Below are 25485 nucleotides of genomic sequence, written 5' to 3' on the forward strand. Positions count from 1 at the left end.
TTGTCATTGCGAGGAACGAAGCAATCTCACAGGAAAAGTGAACACCTTGCAAATGGGATTGCTTCGTTCCTCGCAATGACAATAATTAACAAAGCATTTTGTGATATTTGAAAAATCTCAAATCTCATATCTAACATCTCATATCTACTAAAATGGCAGGCAATTCATTCGGACAACTATTCAGAATAACCACTTTTGGCGAATCGCATGGCGAAGCTATTGGGGTAATAATTGACGGTTGTCCGGCACAGTTAACGGTTGATTTGGATTATATACAGGGCGAGCTGGATAAACGCAAGCCTGGTCAATCAAAAATTACTACTCAACGTAAAGAGAGCGATACGGTAAAGATATTATCGGGTGTGTTTGAAGGTAAAACCACAGGTACCCCCATTGCAATGTTGATCCCAAATGAAGATCAGCGATCGAAGGATTATACGCATAATGTAGATGTGTTTCGTCCGTCACATGCCGATTTTACTTATCAAACAAAATATGGCATCCGTGACCACCGTGGTGGCGGTCGTTCATCGGCTCGCGAAACAGCGGCACGTGTTGCCGCAGGTGCCTTGGCCAAACTTTTACTAAAAACCCAGGGAATTGAAATAGCGGCCCATGTAAGTAGTGTAGGTAAAATAAACGCGCCAAACGTAAGCATCGAAAACATAGAAGATTTTATAGCCGAACGCGAAAAAAATATCGTTCGCTGTGCCGATCCGGCCACTGCCGAAGAAATGATTGAATTTATAGACAGTGTACGCAAAGATGGTGATACCGTTGGCGGTAAAGTTAGCTGTTACATCAAAAACTGCCCCGTTGGCCTTGGCGACCCAGTTTTTGATAAACTACATGCCGATTTGGGCAAGGCCATGTTAAGCATTAACGCGGTACACGGTTTCGAATTTGGATCTGGCTTTGCAGGCAGCGAAATGCGTGGCTCTGAGCATAACGACATCTTCGTAAAATCTCATTTAGGAGATGTAAGTACCATCACCAACTTCTCGGGTGGCATACAAGGCGGCATCAGCAATGGCATGCCTATTGAATTTAAAGTAGCCTTTAAACCTGTAGCCACTATCATGAAAACGCAGGCAACTATAGATAGCCAGGGCAACGATGCCGAAATATCGGGCAAAGGCCGTCATGACCCATGTGTGGTTCCACGCGCTGTACCTATTGTTGAAGCCATGGCAGCACTTGTACTGGCAGATCATTGGTTGAGGAACAGAAACTCTATTTTAAGGTAAAAGGTTAAAGGTTAAAGGCGAAAGGATAAAGGTCAGGTATGGAAATAATAAAAAACCTTTCACCTTTATCCTTTCGCCTTTAACCTTTCTATCTATTTTTGCCCAATGCTCATCCAGTTATACAAAAACGCCTACCGGGGATTATCCCAAAATAGCTGGTACCTTAGTCTGGTAATGTTTATTAACAGAAGCGGTACTATGGTGGTGCCGTTCATGAGCATATACACCATTCAGCAGCTGCATTTTACCATTGTACAATCCGGCTTTATCATGGGGTTCTTTGGTATAGGTGCTATATCCGGCTCGTTTATAGGCGGCAAACTAACAGATAAGATAGGTTTTTACGATATACAGGTTGGCGCATTGCTCATTGGCGGCCTGTTGTTTATCATTTTAGGTTATCAGCATACGTTCACAAGCGTTGCTATCGGCACATTTATTTTGAGCATTTGTAACGAATCATTCCGGCCGGCAAACTCGGCAGCTATCGCCCATTACAGTACCGACGATAATAAAACCCGCTCCTATTCACTAAACCGACTGGCTACCAATTTAGGTTGGGCCTTTGGCGGCGGCATTGGAGGACTGCTGGCTTCGTTCAACTATCACTTACTTTTTTGGGTTGACGGCTGTACAAATATTTTTGCGGCCTTATTGCTTTTAAGGCTGATGCCACGCTCGCACATTGTAAAATCAGTTAAGGCGATAGCGAAGACTATCACTTCTTCATCGGCTTATAAAGATAAGGTGTACCTCGTTTTTATTTTCCTTTGTATACTTTTTGCTACCTGTTTTTTCCAGTTTTTTATAATGCAGCCGGTATTTTATAAGTTGCAATGGCACTTCAATGAGCGGTTTATCGGTTTCCTGATGGCACTTAACGGTTTGCTTATTGTACTTATTGAAATGGTTATCGTTCATAAGCTTGAAGGCAAAAGGAATCCGCTTACTTATATTTGCATCGGCATCCTTTTAACAGGATTGTGCTTTGCGTTATTAAATCTGCTTCCTCATACTGCGCTAATTGCCATACTATTGGTAGTTTTAATTACCCTTGGTGAAATCATAAGCATGCCTTTCACCAATACATTTTGGATCAGTCGCGCTGATAACAGCAACCGTGGTGAGTATGCAGGCCTTTACAGCATGTCGTGGTCGGCAGCGCAGGTTATTGCTCCACCGCTGGGCAGCCAGGTAATTGCTTACGGCGGTTTTAATATGCTGTGGTGGGTGCTGAGCGGTGTATGTTTATTTACTGCGGCGGGATTTTATATCTTAAAAAGTGTTACCAACCCGGCGAAAATTGCAATTACTAATTAATTTATCTACCATGAAAAAAGCTATAATATTAGACCTCGATAATACCATATACCCGGTAAGTTCCATCTCCAGCGACTTGTTTGCAAAAGTGTTTGAGTTTATAGATTCCTTAGCCGACGAATTAGGATTTGATACGGTAGCCAGTGTAAAAGATGAAATGACCAGGAGGCCGTACCAGCATGTTGCCGATCAATACAATTTCAGCGAAGCTGCTAAAAATAAGGGTGCTGATATATTAAAGAATCTGGAGTACGATAAACCAATGCAGCCCTTTGGCGACTACAAACACATTAGCGACACCCAAATTGAAAAGTACCTGGTTACCACCGGCTTTACCAAATTACAGTGGAGTAAAGTAAGGCTTCTGGGCATCGAAGCAGATTTTAAAGCGATATATATTGTAGATCCGGAGAAATCCAAAGCTACCAAGAAGGACATTTTTGCACACATTATGAATGAGAATGCTTACACGCCTGCTGACCTGTTGATTATTGGCGACGACCCGGAATCTGAAATAAAAGCGGCTACAGCACTTGGCATCGATACCTTTTTATTTGATCCAGAGGGCAAACATATCGGCGCAAAGGTGACACATTCGTCCCCGTCACTTAAAGATGCAGTGATTCTATTTACTTAGAGTCGAAGCTTCATTTTTTAAAACATTCACAGTAACCAGTAATTGCCCCAAATGGCGCATAGTATGTTCTGCAGAATGTACATATAAGCCAATAACAGTTGACGGCAATTGCGCCCTGCCTACTCCTCTTACTTGAGTTAATACCATTTCGTTTGTTTGAGAAAGTTGGTTTATCGCTTTATCAACTTCAAGATTAAACTGACTAACCAGATAGCGGGTAGTTGTATGATAAACGGGCTTGCCCTCTGCAGATAAATAGTTAAGTTGCTGTTCGCTTAACCCATCACCTTTGGCATAAGTAAACAAGCGGTTTAATACCCCCGTAAGATGCTGCAGATGAAACCCGGGCGATGCCATGCCGGCAACCTTTTGCCACAACAACACATCCGGGAAATCTTTCATTAGCAAATTCAATTCATCACGGGCCTGTAACAGTGCATGGGCTACAGGTTGCAACAAGGCTGGCATATCATTTAACGGGCCGCGCAGCCAAACCTCGGGTAGTTTACCGGCTGCCATTATTTTTGTTGATTAAGCATGGTTTTAACTTCATCGTGGTTGAGGGTTTGAGGGAGATTGTAAACCTCTTTTACCCTGTCATGCGTGTTATCTGTCCATAGCCAGCTTGTCCATACCATAAACCAGGTCCATTCGGGCTGTGCTTTCAGTACTTCGGGTTTGGGGAGTTCGCCGGTTTCGGTAAGGGCTATAGGTTTGCCGTTGGCCAGTTTAAGCAAGGCGTTATAGTCGCTTTGTTCGTAGTCAAAATGATATACATCGGCGCCCAAAATGTCCACATAATCAGCTCCGGGATAATAGAGGCTATAATCATAAGCCTCATCAAACGGAATATCCCGTAATCCATTTGCGCCCCATACCCATATCAGGTTATTTAAGTGATGATAATTGGTATAGCGGTCATACATCATTTTCCAAAGTTTGGCTATCCCGTTCTCGCCTTTTTTATCTCCCCACCAAAACCAAACGCCATTCATTTCATGATACGGGCGCCACAAAACAGGTACATGCGCATCCCTAAGCTGCTTTAAATAGTGTGCTTCATAATCTATCTGATCCAGCCATTTTTTATTTAAGGCTGTGTTAGGCGTAGTTAATGAATCCCATTCGGCGGCGGTTAATTTTCCCTGGATACTTTTTTTCCAATCATAAGGTGGTTTATCGGTTGGCCGGCCCTGGTGCCACATTATAGTAACAATATTACCGTCCTGCCATTTTTTTATAGCTTCATTGACCATTTTTTGCCCCAGGTCCTTATCTCCCCATAACATGAAATCCGAACCCCATATAGCAGGGTATTTACCCGAAATGGCTTTCGCGCTATCTGAAAATATAGTTAAATCGTTGTTATAATTTTGTTGCCCCGAGAGTATATGCTTCCCTTTTATGTTGTAAAAAAAGGCCAGCAGTTTAACGGCCTCCGGCGATGCATCCTTATTTACGGGTTTAAAACCCTGTGCCTGCAACGTAAAAGGTAACAACAATAAATGTGTCAATAACAAGAACCGCTTCATTTTTAATGAAATTTCAATATTATGTTAAAGTAGTATGATGAAATGTCCGTTTTCAAATTTAATTAAAAACAAACCGTGTTTATGGTATGGCTATTGCTATAAATGTGCCATATTTAACAGTAATTCGAAACATGACCTTTTTCACTATTAAAAAATCCCCGTTACCTCTTCTATTAATTGCATTTATTTTGCCGGTCACGTTCCAAAGCTGTAAGAAAAAGCACTCAGAAATGGCCGATGATCTTTTTAAGATCACCCAGAATAAGATTTTTAAAGATGTAGATCCCGAATTATACGCTGAAGCATTTAAAAAAGAACTTGCAACTCAAAAAGCAAGCATTGCTAATGAACCGGTAATTGAAACATATTATATTGCCAATGACTATCAACCAACTTTTACACTTAATCATTTAGCCAACGGCGACCTCGATGCATTAACCGAGTACTATAACAAAGCAAATGAACATGGCCTTGATGCAAACCTCTTTCAACCCGATGCTATTAAAGCACTGGTTGCCAAATTTAAGAGTAAAGACGCTATTAAATCTACAGATGAAGCTTATCATAACCTGGCTCAATTAGAGCTACTTACGGCAAGCACTCTTATAAAATATTCAAACGCGCTGCAGTTTGGAATTTTGAACCCTAAAACTATGTACTCTCGTTACTTTACGGCCACTAAACGTCCCGATAGCACGTCTATGAAGGCCGTATTTGCCGCTAAAAGCATAAAAGAGTACTTAGATAGTATTCAACCTAAAAGTCCGCAATACATCGCTTTACAGAAAGCATTAATGAGCGGCGCAGAGCAGCCCGGCTTATCTAAAGAAGAAACAAAACGTTATTTGATGGTTAACCTGGAGCGTTTACGCTGGAGAAATAAACCTTACGAATCAAAGTATGTATACGTGAACATTCCCGATTTTAAGCTTGACGTAATTGAGGATGGAAAATCGGTACTGAACATGAAGGTTTGCGTTGGGCAGGGCCGCAATATGGATAATAAAGAATCGCTTGTTGAGTTTGGCGATACCGCCCGCAACGACAAGCCATTTCCGCGCGAAACGCCACAACTGAACAGTTTAATACACAGTGTAGATGTTAACCCGGTTTGGAATATCCCTAATAGCATTGCCACTAAAGAAATTATTGTAGAAGCCGCTAACGACAAGTATTACCTCTCCAATAAAAATATAGATGTTTACAAGGATGGTAAAATAGTTGAAGACCCTGAGGATATCGATTGGTCTACGGTTACTAAGGATAACCTGCAGTATGAGTTCAAACAACGCCCTGGCGAGGATAACTCGTTAGGTAAAATTAAATTCCTGTTTAAAAACAAGAGCAGTGTTTATCTGCATGATACACCTGCAAAATCTGCCTTCAGAAAGGCGATGCGTGCCGTAAGTCATGGCTGCGTTCGGCTTGGCGACCCGCAGGCGCTGGCTAAAAACCTGTTTGGTGAGGGTGAGGATTTTGATACCATAAGCAAAGATATGAGCGAGGATAACCCCGAGCCTACCAACATCGGCCTGCCTAAAAAGACGCCGATATACATAACTTATGTAACCTGCTGGGCCGATGAAAACGGCACCCTGCAATACAGGCCCGATGTGTATGGATTGGATATTGTGCTTTACGCACATCTGCAAAAAATATTAGGAATCTAAAAAAACAAATGCCCGGCTGGTATTGCCGGGCATTGCAGATTTATAATTGGATAAGGTTGTATCACAGCTTAGCTATGTCGAAAGCTGTCGTATCGGCAGCCATTAAATTTAACGGGCCTGTTTCGTCTAAATATTTTGAGGTATAGCTATCATCGTTTCCACTGATAAACAATACTGTTTTACCCATGATGGTATTGATAACCTGGTTGGCAACTTTAGGTGCCACTGCGGGGCAACCAAAACTGCGGCCTATATGTCCGGTTTGATCTATAGTGCTCTGTCCTACATAATTGGCTGCGTGAATCACAATACTGCGGTAACGGGCGCTACTGTTAAAGCCCGTATCTAATCCATCCAACCGTAATGAGCGGCCGTGTTTACCCATGTAAACATCATCAGTTAAATAAAAGCCCAGACTGCTTTCGTGCGAATCATTTTTATCTGAAAATTTATCGGCCATTTCCATACCACTGCCTTGCCCGTGTGCTACCCAGGTATTTAACAAAAGCTGTTTGCTGAGGATATTGATTATCCACATACGCTTTTCGCGGCTTGATTTCTTGAAATCAACCACGGTAAGCACACCATTATTTGAAGGTAATTTGTGGGCGAGTACTAAATTAGTATAACCGGTAACTGCTTTTTCAAAAACGTCAAAAGCCAAACCTGACTGCTGTAAATTAGCCGCCTGGTATAAATTATTCACATACTGGTTAAAAAGTTCTTTTGCTGAAAGGGATGCGTTTACACCACCGTTTGATTTGTTCGCGCCTGACGATCTCCAACTTACTATAGTTGCTGAAAAAAATAAGATAGCCAATGTGACACACCAAAGATGTTTCCTCATACTTGTTTTGAGTTAATTTTAAATCAATTAGTTTAAAAAAAGCAACAGGTTCAGACTGGAATCGTCCGGATTAGGTTACCGGACAATTACAAATGTATAATTTTTTAATTAACCGCAAGTCATCCGAGTATATTTTTTTACTTAAATGAAAATAAGTGTTAAATAAAGCAATTATACGAAACAAGGATGGAAAAGGTTATTCTAAAAATGTAAATGATAAAGCATTTATTAATAAAGGCTCAAACAATACTTATTATTGCGTTACAGATTCAAGCTTTATGAAGTCAGAAGAAGAAAAGTTAAGGCAGCGACAATTAATGAAAGAGTTCCAAAGGAAAGAAAAAGAAACATTTATTTCTGGGCTTCCAATGGAAATAACTGGCTTTCTTAATCTTTTTGATGTATTGAATGAAAAACTGGGAATCGAAGAATGCGATCACACGCTGAGATTTACTGAACAGTTCTTAAGCATCCATCAGTTACCTTTGCAAGAAGTAGTACTATGGCTAAATGAATATGGTGGATATTGCGATTGCGAAGTTCTTTTCAATATCGAAGAAAAGTTTGAAAATTTATAAATAAATTTTCAAACTCACCCTAAAGAATTACCTGTCCCTTATACCAATTAGCAGTTCGGATAATTTATTTAACCCATTTAATTTTATCTTCAAGCGCTATGGTTCTTTTTCCTTCGGGATGCACATCTGCATAACCCAGATAAAGCACGCCCATTAGTCTGTCTTCTTCGCGCAGCTGTAAAAAATCCTTCATGGCAGGCTTTAAAGCTGCACCGCCAGTACTCCAGAACGAAGCCATATTTAAGGCGGTAGCCCCTAACAAAATGTTCTGAATAGCGCTTGACACGGCTGCCTCCTCTTCAAAAAGAGGAATTTTGGCTAAGGCGCTTCGCTGCATAATAGCCAGCACTACATGCGATGCCAGATCGCCCTGGTGAGTGAGGTTATTGTAAACAGTTGGGTTAAAATCGTCCGCACTTACGCTTGCTTTGTAAACTTCAGCGTGTTGAGCGCAAAACTCAGCGGGATTTTCATAAACGATAAATCGCCAGGGCTCGGTGTATGCATGAGTGGGCGCCCAGTCGGCAAGTTCAAGTAATGCGGCAATATGTGCGTTTGGCGCCTTTTGGCCGTTCATCATATTTGCTTTGATGGTACGACGGGCTTTAATAGTATTTGAAAGGGCAACGAAAGTAGCAGAATCCATAGGAAATGTTTTTATATAGAATTGCGCAAATTAAAAAATAACTAAGACAATTATTTGTCTGAAGTGTAAAGATCTGGCAATTTTAATGAAAACTGTTTCATCCTATTTTTAGGAATTCTTTTAGTAACGTTATAGTCGACTTTTGAATATAAAAAAGGTGTCATTATGGGATAACCATATTTGGAACTTACGTTAACAAGCGTACCGTTTATGTAGTTATACAAATCAAACGACCAATATGCATGATTTTTATACGACACATAATTTTGACCTAAAATTTCGTAATTGCCATCGTTATTAAAATCATACTCCTTGTTTGAATGGCCATAAAAATCGCCAAAAGATATCATTTTAAAATGCTTTTTATCCTGAGCAAATAAAAACACTTTCATCACCATTGAACCGGCTAACCCACTACCGTCATTAATAGCTGCAATTTTAAAATCTGGTAATCCATCGCCATTTATATCAGCGATGTATAATGGCTCTAATTGGTAAAGCATACTGTCATCAATATACGACCATCCTGTTTTTATAAGTTTATTCTTATAAAAAAGCAAAAACTTTGATCTGTCCTGATTAATGTTAATCCATTTTCCGGTCAACTCAAGCCTGTAGTTTTTATAGTTAGCAAAAAACATTATTGAGGAATCCTTCTTATTAGCACCTTGTCTAAATGTGACTTTAGTATAGGTTATAGCTTTATTCTTTTCAAAAGGATATTGTGCAATACTCTTTATTGAGATCAATAGGAGCATTGCACAAATAATAATTTTCATTTCTTATTAGAGAATTAAAATATCGCCGGATATTTAGTGGGGTTAGCTTCGCTCATGATGGCATATGCAGCCTCTATAATATCATCAATTGAAGGCTTGCTAAAGTAATCGCCATCTGATCCATAAGGTGGACGGTGCTCTTTGGCAGTCAAGGTACGGGGTTGCGCATCAAGCGAATAATAGCCTTTTTGTGCTTCCACAATATTTTGAATGATATAGGCCGAAGCAGAGCCCGGCAAATCCTCGTCGATAACCAAAAGTTTACTGGTTTTCTTTAACGAAGTACCACAAACATTATCTGTATCAAATGGATACAAGGTTTGCGGATCGATCAATTCAATGTGGATATCCATTTTCTCGAGCTCAACAGCTGCTTCCTGTACAATACGTAGCGTTGAGCCGTATGATACAACGGTAATATCCGTGCCTTCTTTCAAGATCTCGGCCTTGCCCAGCGGAACTGTAAACTCACCAACGTTAGCCGGTAATTTTTCCTTTAGGCGATATCCATTCAGGCTTTCGATAACCAACGCAGGCTCATCGCCCCTTAGCAAAGTATTATACATACCGGCAGCCTGCGTCATATTACGCGGTACGCAAATATGAAAGCCACGCATTGCGCTAAGGATAAGCCCCATTGGTGAACCCGAATGCCAGATCCCTTCTAAACGGTGACCACGGGTGCGGATAATGAGCGGTGCTTTTTGGCCGCCGCGGGTACGGTAACTTAAACTGCCAATATCATCGCTGATAACGGTCATGGCGTAAATAAGGTAATCAAGATATTGGATCTCGGCGATAGGTTTTAAGCCGCGCATGGAAAGGCCCATTGCCTGCCCTATTATGGTAGCCTCGCGAATACCGGTATCAGTTATCCGCAAATCGCCAAATTTATTTTGTAAACCGGCAAATCCCTGGTTAACATCGCCTATAGCACCTACGTCTTCGCCAAAGGCAACAATACTTTTATCACGCTCAAAGTTAAGATCAAAACAAGCGTTTAACACTTCACGACCATCTAAAAGCCTTGCATCATCACTATAAGTAACAGGCACAACAGCAACATTTAAAGGTGATTGTGGTGTATCTGAAAACAATTTAGAGTTAAACCGTTCGTCATTTTTTATTTTCTCGGCATTTAACCAACTCACGAGTGTTTGCCTTTCTGTCGAATCTTCCTTTGCTGTTATTCGCAAGGTTTTTCTGATAGCGCCAAAAACATCTTTACGGCCCGAATCATATCCCCCACGCAACGCTTTAGAAATTTGCAAAAGCTCGTCCTTTAAAGATACACTTTCGGCAAGCTGATCTATCAGTTTAGCAGCCTCGTCAAGTTCAGTACTTATTACAGCTGCCATTTCTGCGGCGGCTTCGCGCTGGCAATCGCGTACATATTTCTTTGCTTCTGTTTCAAGATCATTCAATTCAACTTCTGTTGATATGGCAGATGCTATCATCCATTCGCGCATTTTTAGCAAACAATCGTGATCATCTTCCCACTCCAGGCGATCTTTTGTTTTATAGCGCTCATGCGAACCGGAGGTTGAATGCCCCTGCGGCTGTGTCATTTCCACCACGTGGATCAATACCGGCACATGCTGCTCGCGGCAAAGAGCAATGGCGCGGGCATAAGTTTCGCAAAGGGCAATATAATCCCAGCCTTTTACTTTAAATATCTCGTATCCGTTTGAACCATTCTCGCGCTGAAATCCCTTTAATATTTCTGAAATATCTTCTTTCGTAGTTTGCAATTTTGCAGGCACCGATATAGCGTAAGCATCGTCCCAAACAGAAATCGCCATAGGCACTTGTAGCACCCCGGCGGCATTAAATGTTTCAAAAAACAATCCCTCAGATGTGGAGCCATTGCCTATAGTACCAAAGGCAACTTCATTTCCGTTTACCGAAAACTGTTTCAAATATTCCAGTTCTTTATTTTGGCGATATAATTTTGATGCGTAAGCCAAACCCAGTAAGCGTGGCATATGCCCACCCGTGGTAGATATATCCGACGAACAATTCATCGTTTCGGCTTGGTTTACCCAGCTGCCATCGGCATTAACAAAACGGGTTGCGTAATGGCAATTCATTTGCCTGCCTGCCGAAGCGGGATCTTTTTCTATATCGGGGTTAGCATATAACTGGGCAAAAAACTCCTTTAAGTTACTCATGCCGGTGGCAAACATAAATGTTTGGTCGCGATAGTAGCCTGCGCGCCAGTCACCGGCACGAAAAGCCTTGGCCATAGCCAGTTGGGCAACTTCTTTACCATCGCCAAATATTCCAAACTTTGCCTTTCCGGTTAAAACCTCTCTCCTACCAATTAAACTGGCTTGCCTGCTCTCGAAGCCAATACGGTAATCATCAATCACAATCTTTTTGAAATCATCAAAACTTAGCTCGGCGGTATTAAATTTACTGGCGGCACGTATTGCAGTTTCAGGCATATAAAATTTTGTTTAGACGGTAAAATTATAAAATTCTATTCTGTAATTGGTATAGTAACAACAAAACATGGAGATTTACTAATAGTTTTGATATTACGTTAAACCTTTTATATTTGTGTTAATCAAATATAACGTATGAAAAAGATATTAATGATTTGCGCAGTAATTTTAGGTTTTGCCTTTACTGCATCGGCACAAGATAATGAAAAGGCCGAGTTCAAATTTAACGAAGAAAAACACGACTTTGGTAAAGTACCTCAAGGAACACCTGTTACTACTGTTTTTGTGTTCACAAACATTGGTAAAGAGCCACTTATACTTACCGAAGTAAAGCCAACATGTGGTTGCACCATTGCCGATTATACAAAAACGCCGGTAAAAAGCGGTGATAAAGGCACCATTAAAATCACTTATAATGCGGCTTCGGCACAGCCTTTCAACAAAACAATTGTTGTTAAATCAAACGCTGTAACGCCCGAAAAATATTTGAACATTATTGGCGAAGTGATAGCAAAACCGGCTTCAAGCAGGTAGTTTTACCATCGTATCAAAAATATTACTTAATTACATTTAAGTGAACAAAATAAACAGAAAGACCCTTTTAGGGTCTTTTTTTGTTTGTGGGCGGTAATAAACTTGTCTATCCTATCTTTTTATTAATTTTGCACATGCCAAAAATATCTCAAAAAGCGCAGCGAATGCCCGCATCGCCTATACGTAAATTAACACCTTTTGCCGATAAAGCTAAATTGGAGGGCAAAAAGGTTTACCACTTAAATATCGGCCAGCCCGATATTGAAACCCCGGAAGGCATGCTGAATGCCATTAAAAATATTGATTTTAAAGTTTGGGCCTATACCCCATCCGAAGGCACATTGAGCTATCGTAAAAAATTAACAGAATACTATAATAAACTGGGTTACAACATTACTCCGGACAACATAATAGTTACCACAGGCGGTTCAGAGGCTATTACCATAGCTATGATGGCCTGCTTGGATGCCGGTGACGAAGTGATTATCCCCGAACCGTTTTATGCCAATTACAATGGCTTCGCCAGCCAGAGCGACATTGTGGTAAAACCCATTTTATCCTACATAGAAAACGGTTTTGCCCTGCCCCCTATCAGCGAATTTGAAAAACTGATAACCGACAAAACAAAGGCTATAATTATTTGCAACCCCAATAACCCCACGGGCTATTTGTATTCGCAGGATGAGTTGGATGCCTTAAAGGTATTGGCTTTGAAATATGATCTGTATATATTCTCCGACGAGGCATATCGTGAATTCTGCTATGACGGCCGCACCTTTATATCGCCGATGCATTTAGATGGATTGGATGAAAATGTGATTGTGATGGATACGGTAAGCAAGCGTTACAGCGCCTGCGGTGCCCGTTTAGGTTGCCTTATCACCAAAAACAAAGCCGTACTTACCGCAGGGTTAAAATTTGCCCAGGCCCGCCTAAGTGCCGGTATGGTAGAGCAGATAGCCGGAGAAGCCGCAGTTGACACACCTGATAGCTACTTTGAAGCGGTAAATAAAGAATATACCAGCCGTCGTGATACTTTGGTAACAGCATTAAATAAAATAGACGGTGTTTACTGCCCTAATCCCGGAGGCGCGTTTTATGTTGTTGCCCAACTACCTATTGACAATGCCGATAAGTTTTGCCAATGGATGCTGGAAACTTTTAGTTACAACAACCAAACCGTTATGATGGCGCCCGCAACCGGCTTTTACAGCAGCCCCGGTGCAGGACTTAACGAGGTACGCATGGCATACGTACTCAATAACAACGACTTACAAAGCGCGATGGTTTGCCTTGAAGAAGCATTAAAAGTATATCCCGGGCGTACAGTTAGCAGTGCGCAGTTAGCAGTTGGCAAGTAATCATTTACAGTTATTCCATAACAATAAAACCCGGCTTATAAGTCGGGTTTTATTGTTTATAGTGGTATTTTGAGTCCCGCTTTATTTCTTTCCAACAGCTGCTACGCCCTGATGAGTTGGTATAACAGGCTTTATTGTACCATCTGCATTGAACTCTAACTTATCTATACATACCTCACGGTTATAGCCGGCGGCATCGCCCATCTGGATGCCTTTGGGATAATTGAACCGGTGATAAACTATATACCATTTATCACTACCAGGCAATTGTAAAATGGAGTTATGCCCTGTGCCGTAGATACCTGCCGAAGCATCTTTGGCGATTACCAGGTTATTTGGCGCTACCGTTATTTTGCCAAGCGGCGAAGTTGATGTGCCATATTTTACGCAATAATTTTTATCCCGTGTGTCGTTTTCAGACCATAAAAAATAGTAAATACCTTTGCGGAAAAACACGTAGGTACCCTCCCGGAAATCTTTATTGGGAGTGATTACTTTTATGGTTTCCTCTTTTATATGGGTCATATCGTCGGCCAGCTCGGCACCAGCCATATAACCATTACCCCAGTATAAATAGCTTTTACCTGTCGCAGGGTCGGTGAAAATATCGGGATCTATCTGCTGACCACCCGTAATTCCTGGCGGATAAGCACTGATCAACGGTTTACCAGAATCTTTAAAAGGCCCCGTAGGATTATCGGCTACGGCTACACCTATCTTTGCGGCAGCAGTAAAATAATAGAAATACTGGTATCGACCGTCAATCATTTTTTCTTCTATACAGGGCGCCCAGGCATTTCGATCGGCCCATTTAACATCTTTACCCAATTCCAGGATCTTACCTTCATCTTTCCAATGCAACAGATCTGGCGATGAAAATGCCTTGAAGTAAGTACCAGACCAGCCGTTAAACCCATCGCTGGTAGGGTATATGTAATACTTGTTTGTCTTTTTTGAATACAACACCTCGGGATCGGCATAATAACCGTCAAGCACCGGATTGTTGTATTTTAAAGCACTGACCTTTAATAGCTTTGGCCCTTTACCTGCAATATTAATCCTATAGCTAACCGGCCCTTTTGAAAAATCCGTAGCCCCTTTCGGGTAAACCGTAATTCCGGGAAACGCCGTGAAATCAGGGTTAAATTTTTTGATACTGGCATCGGGTTTTAGCAGCAAACTTAGTGTTGAGGTTGTAGTATCAAAGCTTATATTCTTGTTCTTGATAAATGGTGAATGTGCGGTCATTAGAACTTCGGGTGCTGAAAACCATTTAGCAGTCAACACTTCCGCTTCTTTAGTGGTAATAGGGATAACTGTACCATGCCGTGGATGGAAATCCATCGATACTTCCTGCTCAGGGATACTGAAATTCTCGAGATCCTTACTGTAAGTAAACTGGTATTTGCCACTGGTGTACATATCATACATCAAAATATAACCGCTCCCGTTGTTTAGCTTAAATACGCTTGACCCTTCTACAGGCAAAGTAGTTTGCTGTAAGTATTTATCCTGTAGCACATAACCACCGGTTAAGCTATCCGATATAGCCTGTTTTATGCCATTTCCATTTCCTTCGGTTTTAAAAAACAAATGATATTTCTCATCTTTTAAAATAATATCGGCATCTATACATGATTTGTTACCAGGATTATAATACAGTTGCTTCGGTTCGCCTTCCAGATCGGTAAAGTCGGCATTGGCATAAGCGTAGTAAATAATATCGGGATTATTACCATTCTTCATCGACCAATAGATCATGTACTTGTCTTTTTTTTCGTCGTAAATAGTTTGCGGAGCCCATACCCTTAGCAAATCTTCCTGTCCGCGATATTTTTGCTGAATGTTAACCACAGATGACGACCAGTTAACCAGATCTGTTGACTTTAGTAATACCATTGCCCTGTTGGAGTCCCAGCCATGAGCAGAAACCATATCTGTAGCTACCATGTAAAAGGTTTTCCCATCCGCACCTCGCAGGATATGCGGATCCCTTACCCCTCCGGTGGAGCTATTTTTTTCGGAATTGATAACCGGCTGATCGTGATTAAGGGCGAAGTAATTGTAGCCATTTTTACTTATGGCAAAGCGGATAGCCTCGTCGGTTTTGTTATTACCTGTGAAATACACAAATAAATAGGCACTATTGGTTAACTCTTCACCTTTTGATTCTTTAGCCGAGGGCTTTTTGGCGCGTTTTACCTGCCCATTAACTACCGAAAAACCAAGCATTACAAGCAAGGCTATAGCTATAAATTTCAAAAACTGCTTCATTAATAATTGGATTATTTGGTTTATGACGGTAATTATACGATTATTTATTAATTGTTTAAATAACAATTAATAAACAATCCATATTCTATCCAAAAAACCAATAAAGTCCCTTATTCTAATCAAAAACTTGATAATTTCGGTAAAAAACGTGGTAAATACGGATAATTTGCAGGCTGATAATAATTATAGATTTGGAGATATCACATCAATATGCAAATACTTCTACTCAAAAAAAATCCCACAATGTCACATCATCAGTTTCCAAAGATCAACCTGAACTTTTTTGTTTTACTTATCTTTTTAGGAATGCTATTAGGCAATAACCTGTTTGCAAAACCTGCAAAATCCAATGATACTAACAGCACTGAAACACTTGCCTTGATAGAACGGATATTACCTGGAAAATCATCCTCTTTTATATTAGAAACTATTGCTCCGAAAAACAAGCGCGACAGCTTTTATATTGAAAGTAAGGCCGGTAAAATATTGATAAAGGGCACCAATACCTTATCTATGGCAAAAGGTTTTAATTTCTATTTAAAGCGTTACTGCCATATATCTGTAAGCTGGTACGCCAATGATGTTATTAAAGCACCTTTGAACTTACCCGCTATAACAAAGCCAGAAGGAGAAGCCTGCCGGTTTGATAAACGTTTTTTTCTTAACTATTGTACGTTTGGCTACACCATGCTATGGTGGAAATGGAATGATTGGGAACGATTAATAGACTGGATGGCTTTAAATGGTATTAATATGCCATTGGCAATTACCGGGCAAGAATACATTTGGCAAAAGGTTTGGAAACAATTTGGCATGACGGATGCGCAAAGCCGCGCCTTTTTTACCGGCCCCTCACATTTGCCGTGGCAACGAATGGGTAATTTAGATCGCTGGCTTGGCCCACTACCACAAAGTTTCATCGACAACCAGTTTTCCCTGCAAAAACAAATATTAAAAAGGGAAAGAAGTTTTGGTATGACCCCTATTCTGCCGGCATTTGCAGGTCATGTACCAAAAGATTTAAAAGCTAAATTCCCGAACATGAAAGTTACGGATCTGGGCTCTTATGATACAGGCACTGAAAATGATGCTTTTTTCCTTGACCCTATGGATCCGCTGTTTGTAAAGATTCAGAAAGCGTACCTGAGCGAGCAACAAAAACTATTAGGAACAGATCATTATTACGGCGCCGATCCTTTTAACGAAATGAACCCGCCAAGTTGGGAAGCAAGTTATTTAGCAAGTGTAGCTAAAACAATATACGGTGGTATGAAAGCTGTTGATGCCACCGCCACCTGGGTTCAAATGGGATGGACGTTTTATTACGATCGTGCTCACTGGACAAACCCGCGCCTGGAGGCTATGATAAAGGCCGTGCCTGCCAACAAGATGGTGTTGCTTGATTACTTTACCGAGCAAACCGAAATTTGGCGACCAACCGATGGCTTTTTCAACGCGCCATATATCTGGTGCTATTTGGGGAATTTTGGAGGCAATACACAGCTTGCAGCACCATTGTTAAAGGTAGCCAAATTATTACCCGCTGCCGAAAACGACCCTAATAGCCGACAAATGGCTGGCATAGGATCAACACTGGAAGGATTTGGTGTAAACGATTTTATGTTTGAATGGTTGTTTGACTACGCATGGAATAAAAATGCGGCCAACACCACCGATTGGATAAGGGAATATGCCAATAGCAGAGCGGGTAATGAAGATCCTGTTGTACAAGCTGCGTGGAAAAAACTCTTGCCGATTGTTTATAACAATCAGGTTTCTGGTGTGGGATTAGGAAACATTGTACAATCCAAACCAATGCTGAAAGGTCATGGCGATTACACCTCCCTTAGCAATTATGATTACTCAACCTTAGCTAACATATTGCCAACCATGTTTCTTGCCGATTCTTCATCCAAATCATCGCTTCACTACAACCGGGACTTGGTTTTGTTGGAAAAACAGGTTTTTGTTAACCTGGCGGCATCCCTGCGAGATTCTATTAGTAAAGCGTACTATGCAAAAAATGAAATTGCATTTGAGAAAAACACGCACTTATTTTCATCGTTATGCGACGATGTAAACACATTAACTGCTACCCAGCACGAGCTGTTATTGGGCAATTGGCTTGATGAGGCAAGAAGCTTTGGAATTACCCCTGAAGAGAAAAACTATTACGAGAAAAGCGCAAGGGTGTTAATTACTACCTGGGGTGGCGAAGACAATGTAACCTCCGATTACGCTTCAAAAGATTGGTCGGGTTTGATTGGCTCTTATTATAAACTCCGCTGGGAACTGTTTTTCAACGAGTTGCGAAAGACAATAAAAACAGGACAGGAACCAGACATGGTGGCTTTTAACAAACTGCGCGCAAAGTTCGATTGGGATTGGACTGGCAAAAACCAGGTTGAGCAAAAATTCCCGTCAAAACCATCAGGTAACACATTGCAAACATGCACTGACTTATATAAAAAATGGTCTTTATATCTATAATTCAATAATTTAACAACTTATAACAAAAAAACCGTAAATCAAACATATGTTTGATTTACGGTTTTTATTCAGTGGAGCCGGAGGGAACGACGAATGTTGAATTTGTCGCTGTTAGTCAGCTCTTTATGTTTTTATAGTCTTTTGAGGTCACCGAATAGGTCACCACCCAAACAAACCAAATAATGCTGTTGCTTATTGATAACAAATATACAGAATAACATTTTATTTAATGCAATAATCTTAGGTTTACCCGTCACATATTTTGTGTAAGCTTCTAACGATTTGCCTTTATTCTATAACAAATCGGCATGAAAATAGGCTTTATTTTATTACAAAATAACCTTAAATTTGCCCTTATTCTGTTACATTTGATATAAGCTCGCTATTATGGCCTTTAAAAGAAGTATTGAAGATTATCTTAATCGCTGGAAATTAAGCACAGCGCGTAAGCCGCTTATCATAAGAGGCGCACGTCAGGTTGGCAAAACCACATTGATACGCGATTTTGCCAAAACGTACGCACACGCTATTGTACTCAACCTGGAGAAGCCGGCAGACCGCCGTTATTTTGATGACTTTGATGATGTTCAGACTATTTTTGAAGCTTTATTTTTAGCACATAATATTCCTTCATCGGCTGTCGCAGATACCCTTTTATTCATCGATGAAATTCAGGAGAGCCCCAAGGCGATCCAGTTATTGCGCTATTTTTATGAAGAAATACCTACGCTTCATGTCATCAGCGCAGGTTCATTATTGGAGTTTGCGATGCAGAAAGTACATAGCTTCCCGGTAGGCCGTGTGGAATTTTTATATCTCCACCCGTTGAATTTTCAGGAATATCTGGAAGCCACCGGAAAACAACCATTGCTAAAGCAATTGCAGCAGGTTCCGGTAAAAGCTTTTGCACATCAAACCTTAATGGATGCCTTTCATCGTTATGCGATTATCGGCGGTATGCCCGAAGTAATAAAAACAGACGTTGAGAAACATAGCCTTTCAGATTTACGGATTATTTATGAAAGCGTTTGGGGAACCTATAAAAATGATGTAGAAAAATATACATCCAACGACACAGAAAGGAAAATCATTAAACATTTAATGGATACTGCACCGTTGTACCTGGACGAACGTGTAAAGTTTCAGGGCTTTGGAAATTCCAACTATCGGTCACGCGAGGTAGGAGAAGCATTTAGAACACTTGACGAGGCAAAGATCGTACGTTTGATATACCCAACCACAGACCTGCACCCGCCATTGAAGGCCGATTTGAAGAAAGCGCCGCGTTTACAATTCCTGGATACTGGCCTGGTCAATTATTCTTTAGGCATTCAGGCGGAAATGCTGGCAATGAATGATTTGAATAGTGCTTATAAAGGGGCGATTATTCCTCATTTGGTAACACAGGAACTGATATCCGTCCAAAGTATTTCGGCACATACACCGCATTTTTGGGTGAGAGAAAAAGCCCAGTCCAATGCAGAAGTTGATTTGCTGTACGCTTATGGCAAGTTTGTTATTCCTATAGAAATAAAATCAGGCAGTACAGGTAGTTTAAAATCGCTACATCAGTTCATTGAAGCCGCAGACCACCCATATGCCATTCGGATGTATGCAGGTGCCTTCAAGGTAGAGAAAGCTATCACGCCTAATAAAAAACCGTATTTATTAATGAATCTACCTTATTATGCCGGCACAGCACTGCCGCAATATGTTGAATGGTTTATTGGGCAAACGCTTGACACAAATATTTCAGACTAATACTCAACAGTATACAGTATGATATGACAAGGCCGTTGATTTCAAAAACTATTAGCCGTATTGATGAGTTAGCGAAACTATTTCGGGAAATGATCAAATTTTAGAATTTTAAGTATAGCTTAAAGATAATTGGGCCAATTGTTCACCTGCCCGATCAGTTCGATACTTTTCATAGTGGGGTAATACTTCTCAGCATACGCTTTAAAATCCGCCTTAGTTTCCGCGCTGTCCCATTCCATCATCGTCAGGCATAGCATAGGCCAGCGTTTAGCTTGCTGCATATAACCGTAAACAGGCAGATAAGGGGGCGCATAGTAAAAAGAATTTTCCACCAGTTCATCATACAAAGCCTTATTAAACGTCCTTTTAAAATCCCGCAGCAGATCATAGGCTACCACATGGTTACCACCCCATTTGATCAAGTCCCCGATATGCGGCGACCCCTTATCCCAAAAAAAAGTATAAAGGTAATCAACAAAGCCCATTTCGGTTATATCGCAAAGGTCTTTGCTATAATAGGCGTAAGCAGTTTTAAATTTCTCCAAGGAAAAATCATCCTTAAACTTATTCAGGATAAAATTAACCACCTCGTTTTCCTTCTCGATAACCTGCTCCAAAGACGGCCCCTTAGACCCGGCACCCGGTACGACTAAAAAATACCGGGGTTTACTAAACAACTCAAAATAATAGCTCTTAAAAAAAATGGTTTTTCTTTCAAAGGTAACCTGTACATATAAGGGATAAGTAAGCTGCCCATGAAAGTCCACTTGTTTCAGCCGCTCATTTAAATATGTTTTATAGGTGATTTTATACACTTTTTTTAATATTTTTTTTTGATGCCTTTTGGTTCTAATTGATGCGCTTTTTTCTTGATAACAATATTGCGCTATCCTAAATCCTATCAAAAATAGTCAAATCAAATTTGAATTATTTCCGAACGATCAACACAAAGATATAAATTGTTTTGACATATTTTAAATTAACAAAACAATTATTTACCTTAGTGTTTTTAATAACACCGCCTGCCCATTCACTCAATTTATGGAATAACCAAACCATTGCCTGAACAGGCAGATGGATAACATATTTATTAACGTCTAAATATTAACTAATGACTGCAATCGAATTAATAACCAAAGAAGATTTAAGGGCGTTCAAAAGTGAATTGCTCACTGAAATTAAAGCCATGATCCAGCCCGGACAAGGGCAAAGTAAACAATGGCTGAAAAGCAATGAAGTCAGGAAGCTATTAAACATTTCACCCGGCACGCTGCAAAACCTGCGCATCAATGGCACCTTGCGCTACACTAAAATAGGCGGGATGATGTATTACAAGTTAGAAGATATTCATAAGGTATTAGAGGGAGGCCAACAATGACACCATCCGTCATTCAGAAAGAAACAGTCGCCTACAGCAAATGGGTCAGACACATGGGCAAAGACCCGCGCCTGTATGCAACGCATATCAGTTTATTCACCGCCATGTTTGTCTGCTGGCAGCGAAGCGGTTTTAGCAATCCTTTTTCGGTCAGCCGTAAGGAGCTGATGAGCTTTAGCAAGATCGCATCTGTAGCGACTTATCATAAGTGCATTAAGGAGCTGGACGCTTATGGTTATATTCGTTACCAGCCCTCTTATCATCCGAAGTTGGGTAGCCTTGTTTATTGGCCGGAATGGTCGGTAGGTTAAAAGCAATGAGCAGTATATCGGTATAGCCATATATCTGGATATACAGCTATACCGCTCATTAGATATATAACTAAGTAACTAAACACTTATTTATATAAACGCTTTATAAAATGATAAATAACGATAGTTTTTGTAACCTAAATACCATGCCGAAACCCCTTAAAATGGCCTCTAAGCCATTGAAAAGTCAGTTTTTGAAAACAGCCGCCGTCCGAACGCAAAAGCGTTTGGAGCGAGCGGGAGTCAGGTTACACCTGACTCTTCCGCTCGCCCTGCGGGGCCAGGGCTGTTTTCAGTATACCGTCAGTATACTTTACCCCAGCAAATAGCTTTAAAGGCCGTTTTTAGTATACTTAATGGTATACCGTATTTGCAAGCCATTGTTTAACAGCTAATTAATGAATTTTAGAATCATGGATAAACAGACAGACCAAAATATAAAAACCATCAGGTTTCCAATCACAGCCGATAGCAAGCTGCAAAAAATGGCCGAGAAAACAGGCCTGACCAAGATCGATTTTTTTATTGCGATGGTAGATTATTTCTATAAGAGCAAGAAAGACCCGCGCGACCTGAACGATGAATTGTTAAAAAAGGAACTGGTCAAAAGAACCGACAGGGTCATTGCCTTTATTAAGGTTATAGAAGATAATTTATTAATGCCGTTGATTACTTCTACCGACAAGATCAATAACTCACAGGAGCAGATCGTTAACTATTTTAACAAACATATCATTGGTCATAACAAAGACCAAAAGGAAGCTTACGCTAAGCAGCAAACCACGCTAAACAGCCTCGATGCCTCGATGAAGCATGTTGAAGCGGCACAGTATACCAAAGACACTATTAAACGGAAATGCCTGGACATATTGAATTTCTATATCCAGCACCGGGAGGCTATGGGAATGATGACTAAACAAGTGGATAAGGACAGCCTGATCGAAAACGTCAGGCAACAAATGAAGAACCTATAAGGTGAAAAGAGAAAAACATGCACATTAATATCAGTAAAAGCGAAACCGGCAATAACAAAGGCAGCAGCGGGCAACTGGTCAATTACCTTGAAAAAGAGAACCGGCTGCTTTACGAGCAAAATTCAAAGTTAGAACCGGAATATTGGTTTAACCAGGAACGGCAGACTATACAGCCTTATGAGGTACGCTATGAGATTGACCATAACACCGACCGGCTATCCAAAGACGAGGCTAAGTTCTTTTTGGTCAATATCAGCCCTAGCGAAAACGAGCTGTTATTCCTGAAAGAAGAATTTGGCGAGGACGGTGCCAGGCAGCAATTAAAACAGTATGCTAATCAGGTCATGGATGAATACGCACGGAACTTTAAAAAAGACAGGGTAAACGGTAACAAAGACATTTTATATTACGGAAAGTTGGAAAATCATCGCTACTATACCCATAAGGATGAGGAAGTTAAAAATGGTCTGGCGAAAAGAGGCGTGCCAAAACCGGGAGAACAAATGCACGTACAAATAATTGTCAGCCGGAAAGATATTACAGACAGCATCCGTTTAAGCCCTTTAAACAATTCACGGGGAAAGAATGCGGCGCATAGCCTTAAAGTCGGGCAATTTGACAGGGTCGCGTTTAAGCAGGCCGCGGAAAGAACCTTTGACCAGACTTTCGATTATGACCGCGAACTCAAAGAAACGTTTAAATATGCCAATACGTTAAAACATGGCGACTATGAACAAAGATTGGAACTAAAGGAAGAAGAACGCAAGGAACAACAGCAAAAGCTTGAATTGGAACGCGAGCTAAAACAACAGCAGGAAATGGAACTAAGCAGGAAGAAAGATCGGAGCTTAGGGATTGGCAGCGGTTGGGGAATAAGATAGATAGATGTGTCTAATTAAGTGCCCCCATGCAGCTGCGGCAGGTGACTTCATTGCACCTCGCACGCTATCGCGGCGGGTTTCATTCCGCCACCAGCCTCGCCGCTTTTGCAGGAATGAAATTCGCTGTCGCTCATAACATACCTGCTTAAATTCATGCTTTTAATGAGATGTTTGATGTTTCCTTTAGTGTAACGATAAGACCCAGTTTTTAGGTCTTGTAATTACACTGGAAGTAATAACGATCATTGTGGAGATTATGGTGAATGCGACCACACCATTTCGGCGCAAGTATAACCTCGTATTTTCGTTGTGATTTGCTTTCATTCTTTGAACAACTGATATTTGCAACAACCCGCTTTTTTAAATTCAGCACGCATTTTCTGTTGTGATTTGCTTTCATTCTTTGAACAACTGATATTTGCAACAACCTACGTTCAATAAGGTGTGGATAGCACTGAGTTGTGATTTGCTTTCATTCTTTGAACAACTGATATTTGCAACAACTAAAAGACCTAACAACATACATAGACCCAGGTTGTGATTTGCTTTCATTCTTTGAACAACTGATATTTGCAACAACCTTTAGGTTGTAACTCCTCTGCAAGATCTAGTTGTGATTTGCTTTCATTCTTTGAACAACTGATATTTGCAACAACCTGGAGTTTCCGCTGGGTTTGAGTGCAGATGTTGTGATTTGCTTTCATTCTTTGAACAACTGATATTTGCAACAACGGTGCGCAAGATCCATATTGACCTTATACTGTTGTGATTTGCTTTCATTCTTTGAACAACTGATATTTGCAACAACTTTGCTTGCGGTGGTGGTTCTACAATGGGCTGTTGTGATTTGCTTTCATTCTTTGAACAACTGATATTTGCAACAACATAACGGGTTAACGGTATCGTAGGTAAAGGGTTGTGATTTGCTTTCATTCTTTGAACAACTGATATTTGCAACAACTAAAAACAGTATTGATATATTGAAGCGTTAGTTGTGATTTGCTTTCATTCTTTGAACAACTGATATTTGCAACAACTTACTAAACGTATTGATGCCTGCATTTATAGTTGTGATTTGCTTTCATTCTTTGAACAACTGATATTTGCAACAACACTCATCAAATGCTATTTTACTACCGCTTAGTTGTGATTTGCTTTCATTCTTTGAACAACTGATATTTGCAACAACCAGTTTTTATGCCGGAAGCAGCGCCTACCAGTTGTGATTTGCTTTCATTCTTTGAACAACTGATATTTGCAACAACAAATATGACGGTTAATACCTTTATAAAGTAGTTGTGATTTGCTTTCATTCTTTGAACAACTGATATTTGCAACAACAAGGATACAATGGCCGGCAGCTATGCGAGTGTTGTGATTTGCTTTCATTCTTTGAACAACTGATATTTGCAACAACTGGATACTATGCGTGACCTCGTGGCCAGCGGTTGTGATTTGCTTTCATTCTTTGAACAACTGATATTTGCAACAACACGAGGAGCTGGTAAATAAGGAACAGAGCCGTTGTGATTTGCTTTCATTCTTTGAACAACTGATATTTGCAACAACTCGATTTGATCCACCCTGTGCCCCTTACATGTTGTGATTTGCTTTCATTCTTTGAACAACTGATATTTGCAACAACAATTATATATCACCGGCTTGTCGTCGACGTGTTGTGATTTGCTTTCATTCTTTGAACAACTGATATTTGCAACAACCGTCGATTTGTTGTTGCGAATGCCTTGCATGTTGTGATTTGCTTTCATTCTTTGAACAACTGATATTTGCAACAACCCTTATCACAAATGCAGTTGA

Annotated in this window: 21 protein-coding genes and 1 CRISPR repeat array (1 of these 22 only partly in view); of the genes, 13 read left to right on the forward strand and 8 right to left on the reverse strand. The window is 40.5% G+C overall.

The annotated features are described in order from the left end of the window. The first annotated feature begins 152 nt into the window (after positions 1-152). The 3 genes from aroC to BLS59_RS03440 all read left to right on the forward strand — a co-directional run bounded on the left by aroC (position 153) and on the right by BLS59_RS03440 (position 3204). Positions 153-1247 carry a chorismate synthase gene (gene aroC, locus BLS59_RS03430; protein WP_091144322.1) on the forward strand — a complete coding sequence of 365 codons (1095 nt, stop codon included), beginning with the start codon at positions 153-155 and terminating at the stop codon, positions 1245-1247. A gap of 105 nt (positions 1248-1352) precedes the next feature. Further along, entirely contained in the window at positions 1353-2567 is a 1215-nt protein-coding gene (locus BLS59_RS03435; RefSeq protein WP_091144326.1) for an MFS transporter, read from the forward strand. A 10-nt stretch (positions 2568-2577) separates the two neighbouring features. Continuing rightward, positions 2578-3204 carry an HAD family hydrolase gene (locus BLS59_RS03440; RefSeq protein WP_091144330.1) on the forward strand — a complete coding sequence of 209 codons (627 nt, stop codon included), beginning with the start codon at positions 2578-2580 and terminating at the stop codon, positions 3202-3204. Here BLS59_RS03440 and BLS59_RS03445 read toward each other — a convergent pair. Further along, complete coding sequence (locus BLS59_RS03445) at positions 3193-3723, reverse strand: DinB family protein (protein WP_091144333.1); 531 nt, start codon at positions 3721-3723, stop codon at positions 3193-3195. The genes BLS59_RS03440 and BLS59_RS03445 overlap by 12 nt on opposite strands. Then, a complete protein-coding gene (locus tag BLS59_RS03450; protein WP_091144337.1) occupies positions 3723-4736 on the reverse strand; it encodes a glycosyl hydrolase in 1014 nt (337 codons plus the stop codon). Before BLS59_RS03450 ends, BLS59_RS03445 begins: the two co-directional genes overlap by 1 nt. A 230-nt stretch (positions 4737-4966) precedes the next feature. Here BLS59_RS03450 and BLS59_RS03455 point away from each other — a divergent pair, with 230 nt between their 5' ends. Continuing rightward, the gene (locus BLS59_RS03455) at positions 4967-6406 is read left to right on the forward strand and encodes a L,D-transpeptidase family protein (RefSeq protein ID WP_240315139.1); all 1440 of its coding nucleotides are present in this window, start codon (positions 4967-4969) and stop codon (positions 6404-6406) included. Between the two features lie 61 nt (positions 6407-6467). On the opposite strand, the gene BLS59_RS03460 is transcribed toward BLS59_RS03455, so the two are convergent. Next, on the reverse strand, positions 6468-7253 hold the full coding sequence (locus tag BLS59_RS03460; RefSeq protein WP_091144345.1) for a murein L,D-transpeptidase catalytic domain family protein: 786 nt from the start codon (positions 7251-7253) through the stop codon (positions 6468-6470). A gap of 155 nt (positions 7254-7408) precedes the next feature. Between BLS59_RS03460 and BLS59_RS03465 the strand changes: the two genes are divergently transcribed. After that, a complete protein-coding gene (locus BLS59_RS03465; protein WP_205411168.1) occupies positions 7409-7831 on the forward strand; it encodes a DUF2695 domain-containing protein in 423 nt (140 codons plus the stop codon). A gap of 64 nt (positions 7832-7895) precedes the next feature. Here BLS59_RS03465 and BLS59_RS03470 read toward each other — a convergent pair whose 3' ends face one another. From BLS59_RS03470 to BLS59_RS03480, 3 genes are read right to left on the reverse strand one after another with little or no spacing between them, the layout of a single operon-like run. Next, positions 7896-8477: a nitroreductase family protein gene (locus BLS59_RS03470; RefSeq protein WP_091144348.1), complete on the reverse strand. Its 582-nt coding sequence runs from the start codon at positions 8475-8477 to the stop codon at positions 7896-7898. A 50-nt stretch (positions 8478-8527) separates the two neighbouring features. Further along, positions 8528-9256: a hypothetical protein gene (locus BLS59_RS03475; protein ID WP_143014039.1), complete on the reverse strand. Its 729-nt coding sequence runs from the start codon at positions 9254-9256 to the stop codon at positions 8528-8530. 14 nt (positions 9257-9270) lie between these two features. After that, entirely contained in the window at positions 9271-11703 is a 2433-nt protein-coding gene (locus BLS59_RS03480) for an alpha-ketoacid dehydrogenase subunit alpha/beta (protein ID WP_091144355.1), read from the reverse strand. 135 nt (positions 11704-11838) lie between these two features. Here BLS59_RS03480 and BLS59_RS03485 point away from each other — a divergent pair, with 135 nt between their 5' ends. Next, complete coding sequence (locus BLS59_RS03485) at positions 11839-12237, forward strand: DUF1573 domain-containing protein (RefSeq protein ID WP_091144359.1); 399 nt, start codon at positions 11839-11841, stop codon at positions 12235-12237. 134 nt (positions 12238-12371) lie between these two features. Further along, the gene (locus BLS59_RS03490; protein WP_091144362.1) at positions 12372-13598 is read left to right on the forward strand and encodes a pyridoxal phosphate-dependent aminotransferase; all 1227 of its coding nucleotides are present in this window, start codon (positions 12372-12374) and stop codon (positions 13596-13598) included. A gap of 81 nt (positions 13599-13679) precedes the next feature. Here the strand turns inward: BLS59_RS03490 and BLS59_RS03495 are convergent, their stop codons facing one another. After that, positions 13680-15872 (reverse strand): glycoside hydrolase family 43 protein, encoded by a 2193-nt coding sequence (locus BLS59_RS03495; RefSeq protein ID WP_240315140.1) that lies wholly within the window; start codon positions 15870-15872, stop codon positions 13680-13682. Positions 15873-16115: 243 nt separating this feature from the next. Here BLS59_RS03495 and BLS59_RS03500 point away from each other — a divergent pair, with 243 nt between their 5' ends. After that, positions 16116-18362: an alpha-N-acetylglucosaminidase gene (locus BLS59_RS03500; RefSeq protein ID WP_162842548.1), complete on the forward strand. Its 2247-nt coding sequence runs from the start codon at positions 16116-16118 to the stop codon at positions 18360-18362. A gap of 387 nt (positions 18363-18749) precedes the next feature. After that, positions 18750-20123 carry an ATP-binding protein gene (locus BLS59_RS03505; protein WP_091144368.1) on the forward strand — a complete coding sequence of 458 codons (1374 nt, stop codon included), beginning with the start codon at positions 18750-18752 and terminating at the stop codon, positions 20121-20123. A 119-nt stretch (positions 20124-20242) separates the two neighbouring features. On the opposite strand, the gene BLS59_RS03510 is transcribed toward BLS59_RS03505, so the two are convergent. Then, complete coding sequence (locus BLS59_RS03510; RefSeq protein ID WP_091145068.1) at positions 20243-20938, reverse strand: hypothetical protein; 696 nt, start codon at positions 20936-20938, stop codon at positions 20243-20245. A 296-nt stretch (positions 20939-21234) separates the two neighbouring features. Here BLS59_RS03510 and BLS59_RS03515 point away from each other — a divergent pair, with 296 nt between their 5' ends. The 4 genes from BLS59_RS03515 (at position 21235) to BLS59_RS03535 (ending at position 23667) form a co-directional block, all read left to right on the forward strand. Then, a complete protein-coding gene (locus BLS59_RS03515; RefSeq protein WP_091144372.1) occupies positions 21235-21501 on the forward strand; it encodes a helix-turn-helix domain-containing protein in 267 nt (88 codons plus the stop codon). Continuing rightward, complete coding sequence (locus BLS59_RS03520; protein WP_091144376.1) at positions 21498-21812, forward strand: hypothetical protein; 315 nt, start codon at positions 21498-21500, stop codon at positions 21810-21812. Before BLS59_RS03515 ends, BLS59_RS03520 begins: the two co-directional genes overlap by 4 nt. A 398-nt stretch (positions 21813-22210) precedes the next feature. Further along, positions 22211-22786 carry a BfmA/BtgA family mobilization protein gene (locus tag BLS59_RS03530; RefSeq protein ID WP_143014040.1) on the forward strand — a complete coding sequence of 192 codons (576 nt, stop codon included), beginning with the start codon at positions 22211-22213 and terminating at the stop codon, positions 22784-22786. A gap of 17 nt (positions 22787-22803) precedes the next feature. Beyond that, complete coding sequence (locus BLS59_RS03535) at positions 22804-23667, forward strand: DUF5712 family protein (RefSeq protein ID WP_091144386.1); 864 nt, start codon at positions 22804-22806, stop codon at positions 23665-23667. 306 nt (positions 23668-23973) lie between these two features. Continuing rightward, a CRISPR array of direct repeats spans positions 23974-25485; the repeat unit is 46 nt; unit sequence GTTGTGATTTGCTTTCATTCTTTGAACAACTGATATTTGCAACAAC; it runs 1799 nt beyond the window's last position.

The organism is Mucilaginibacter pineti (assembly GCF_900101875.1).
GTDB classification, from domain to species: domain Bacteria; phylum Bacteroidota; class Bacteroidia; order Sphingobacteriales; family Sphingobacteriaceae; genus Mucilaginibacter; species Mucilaginibacter pineti.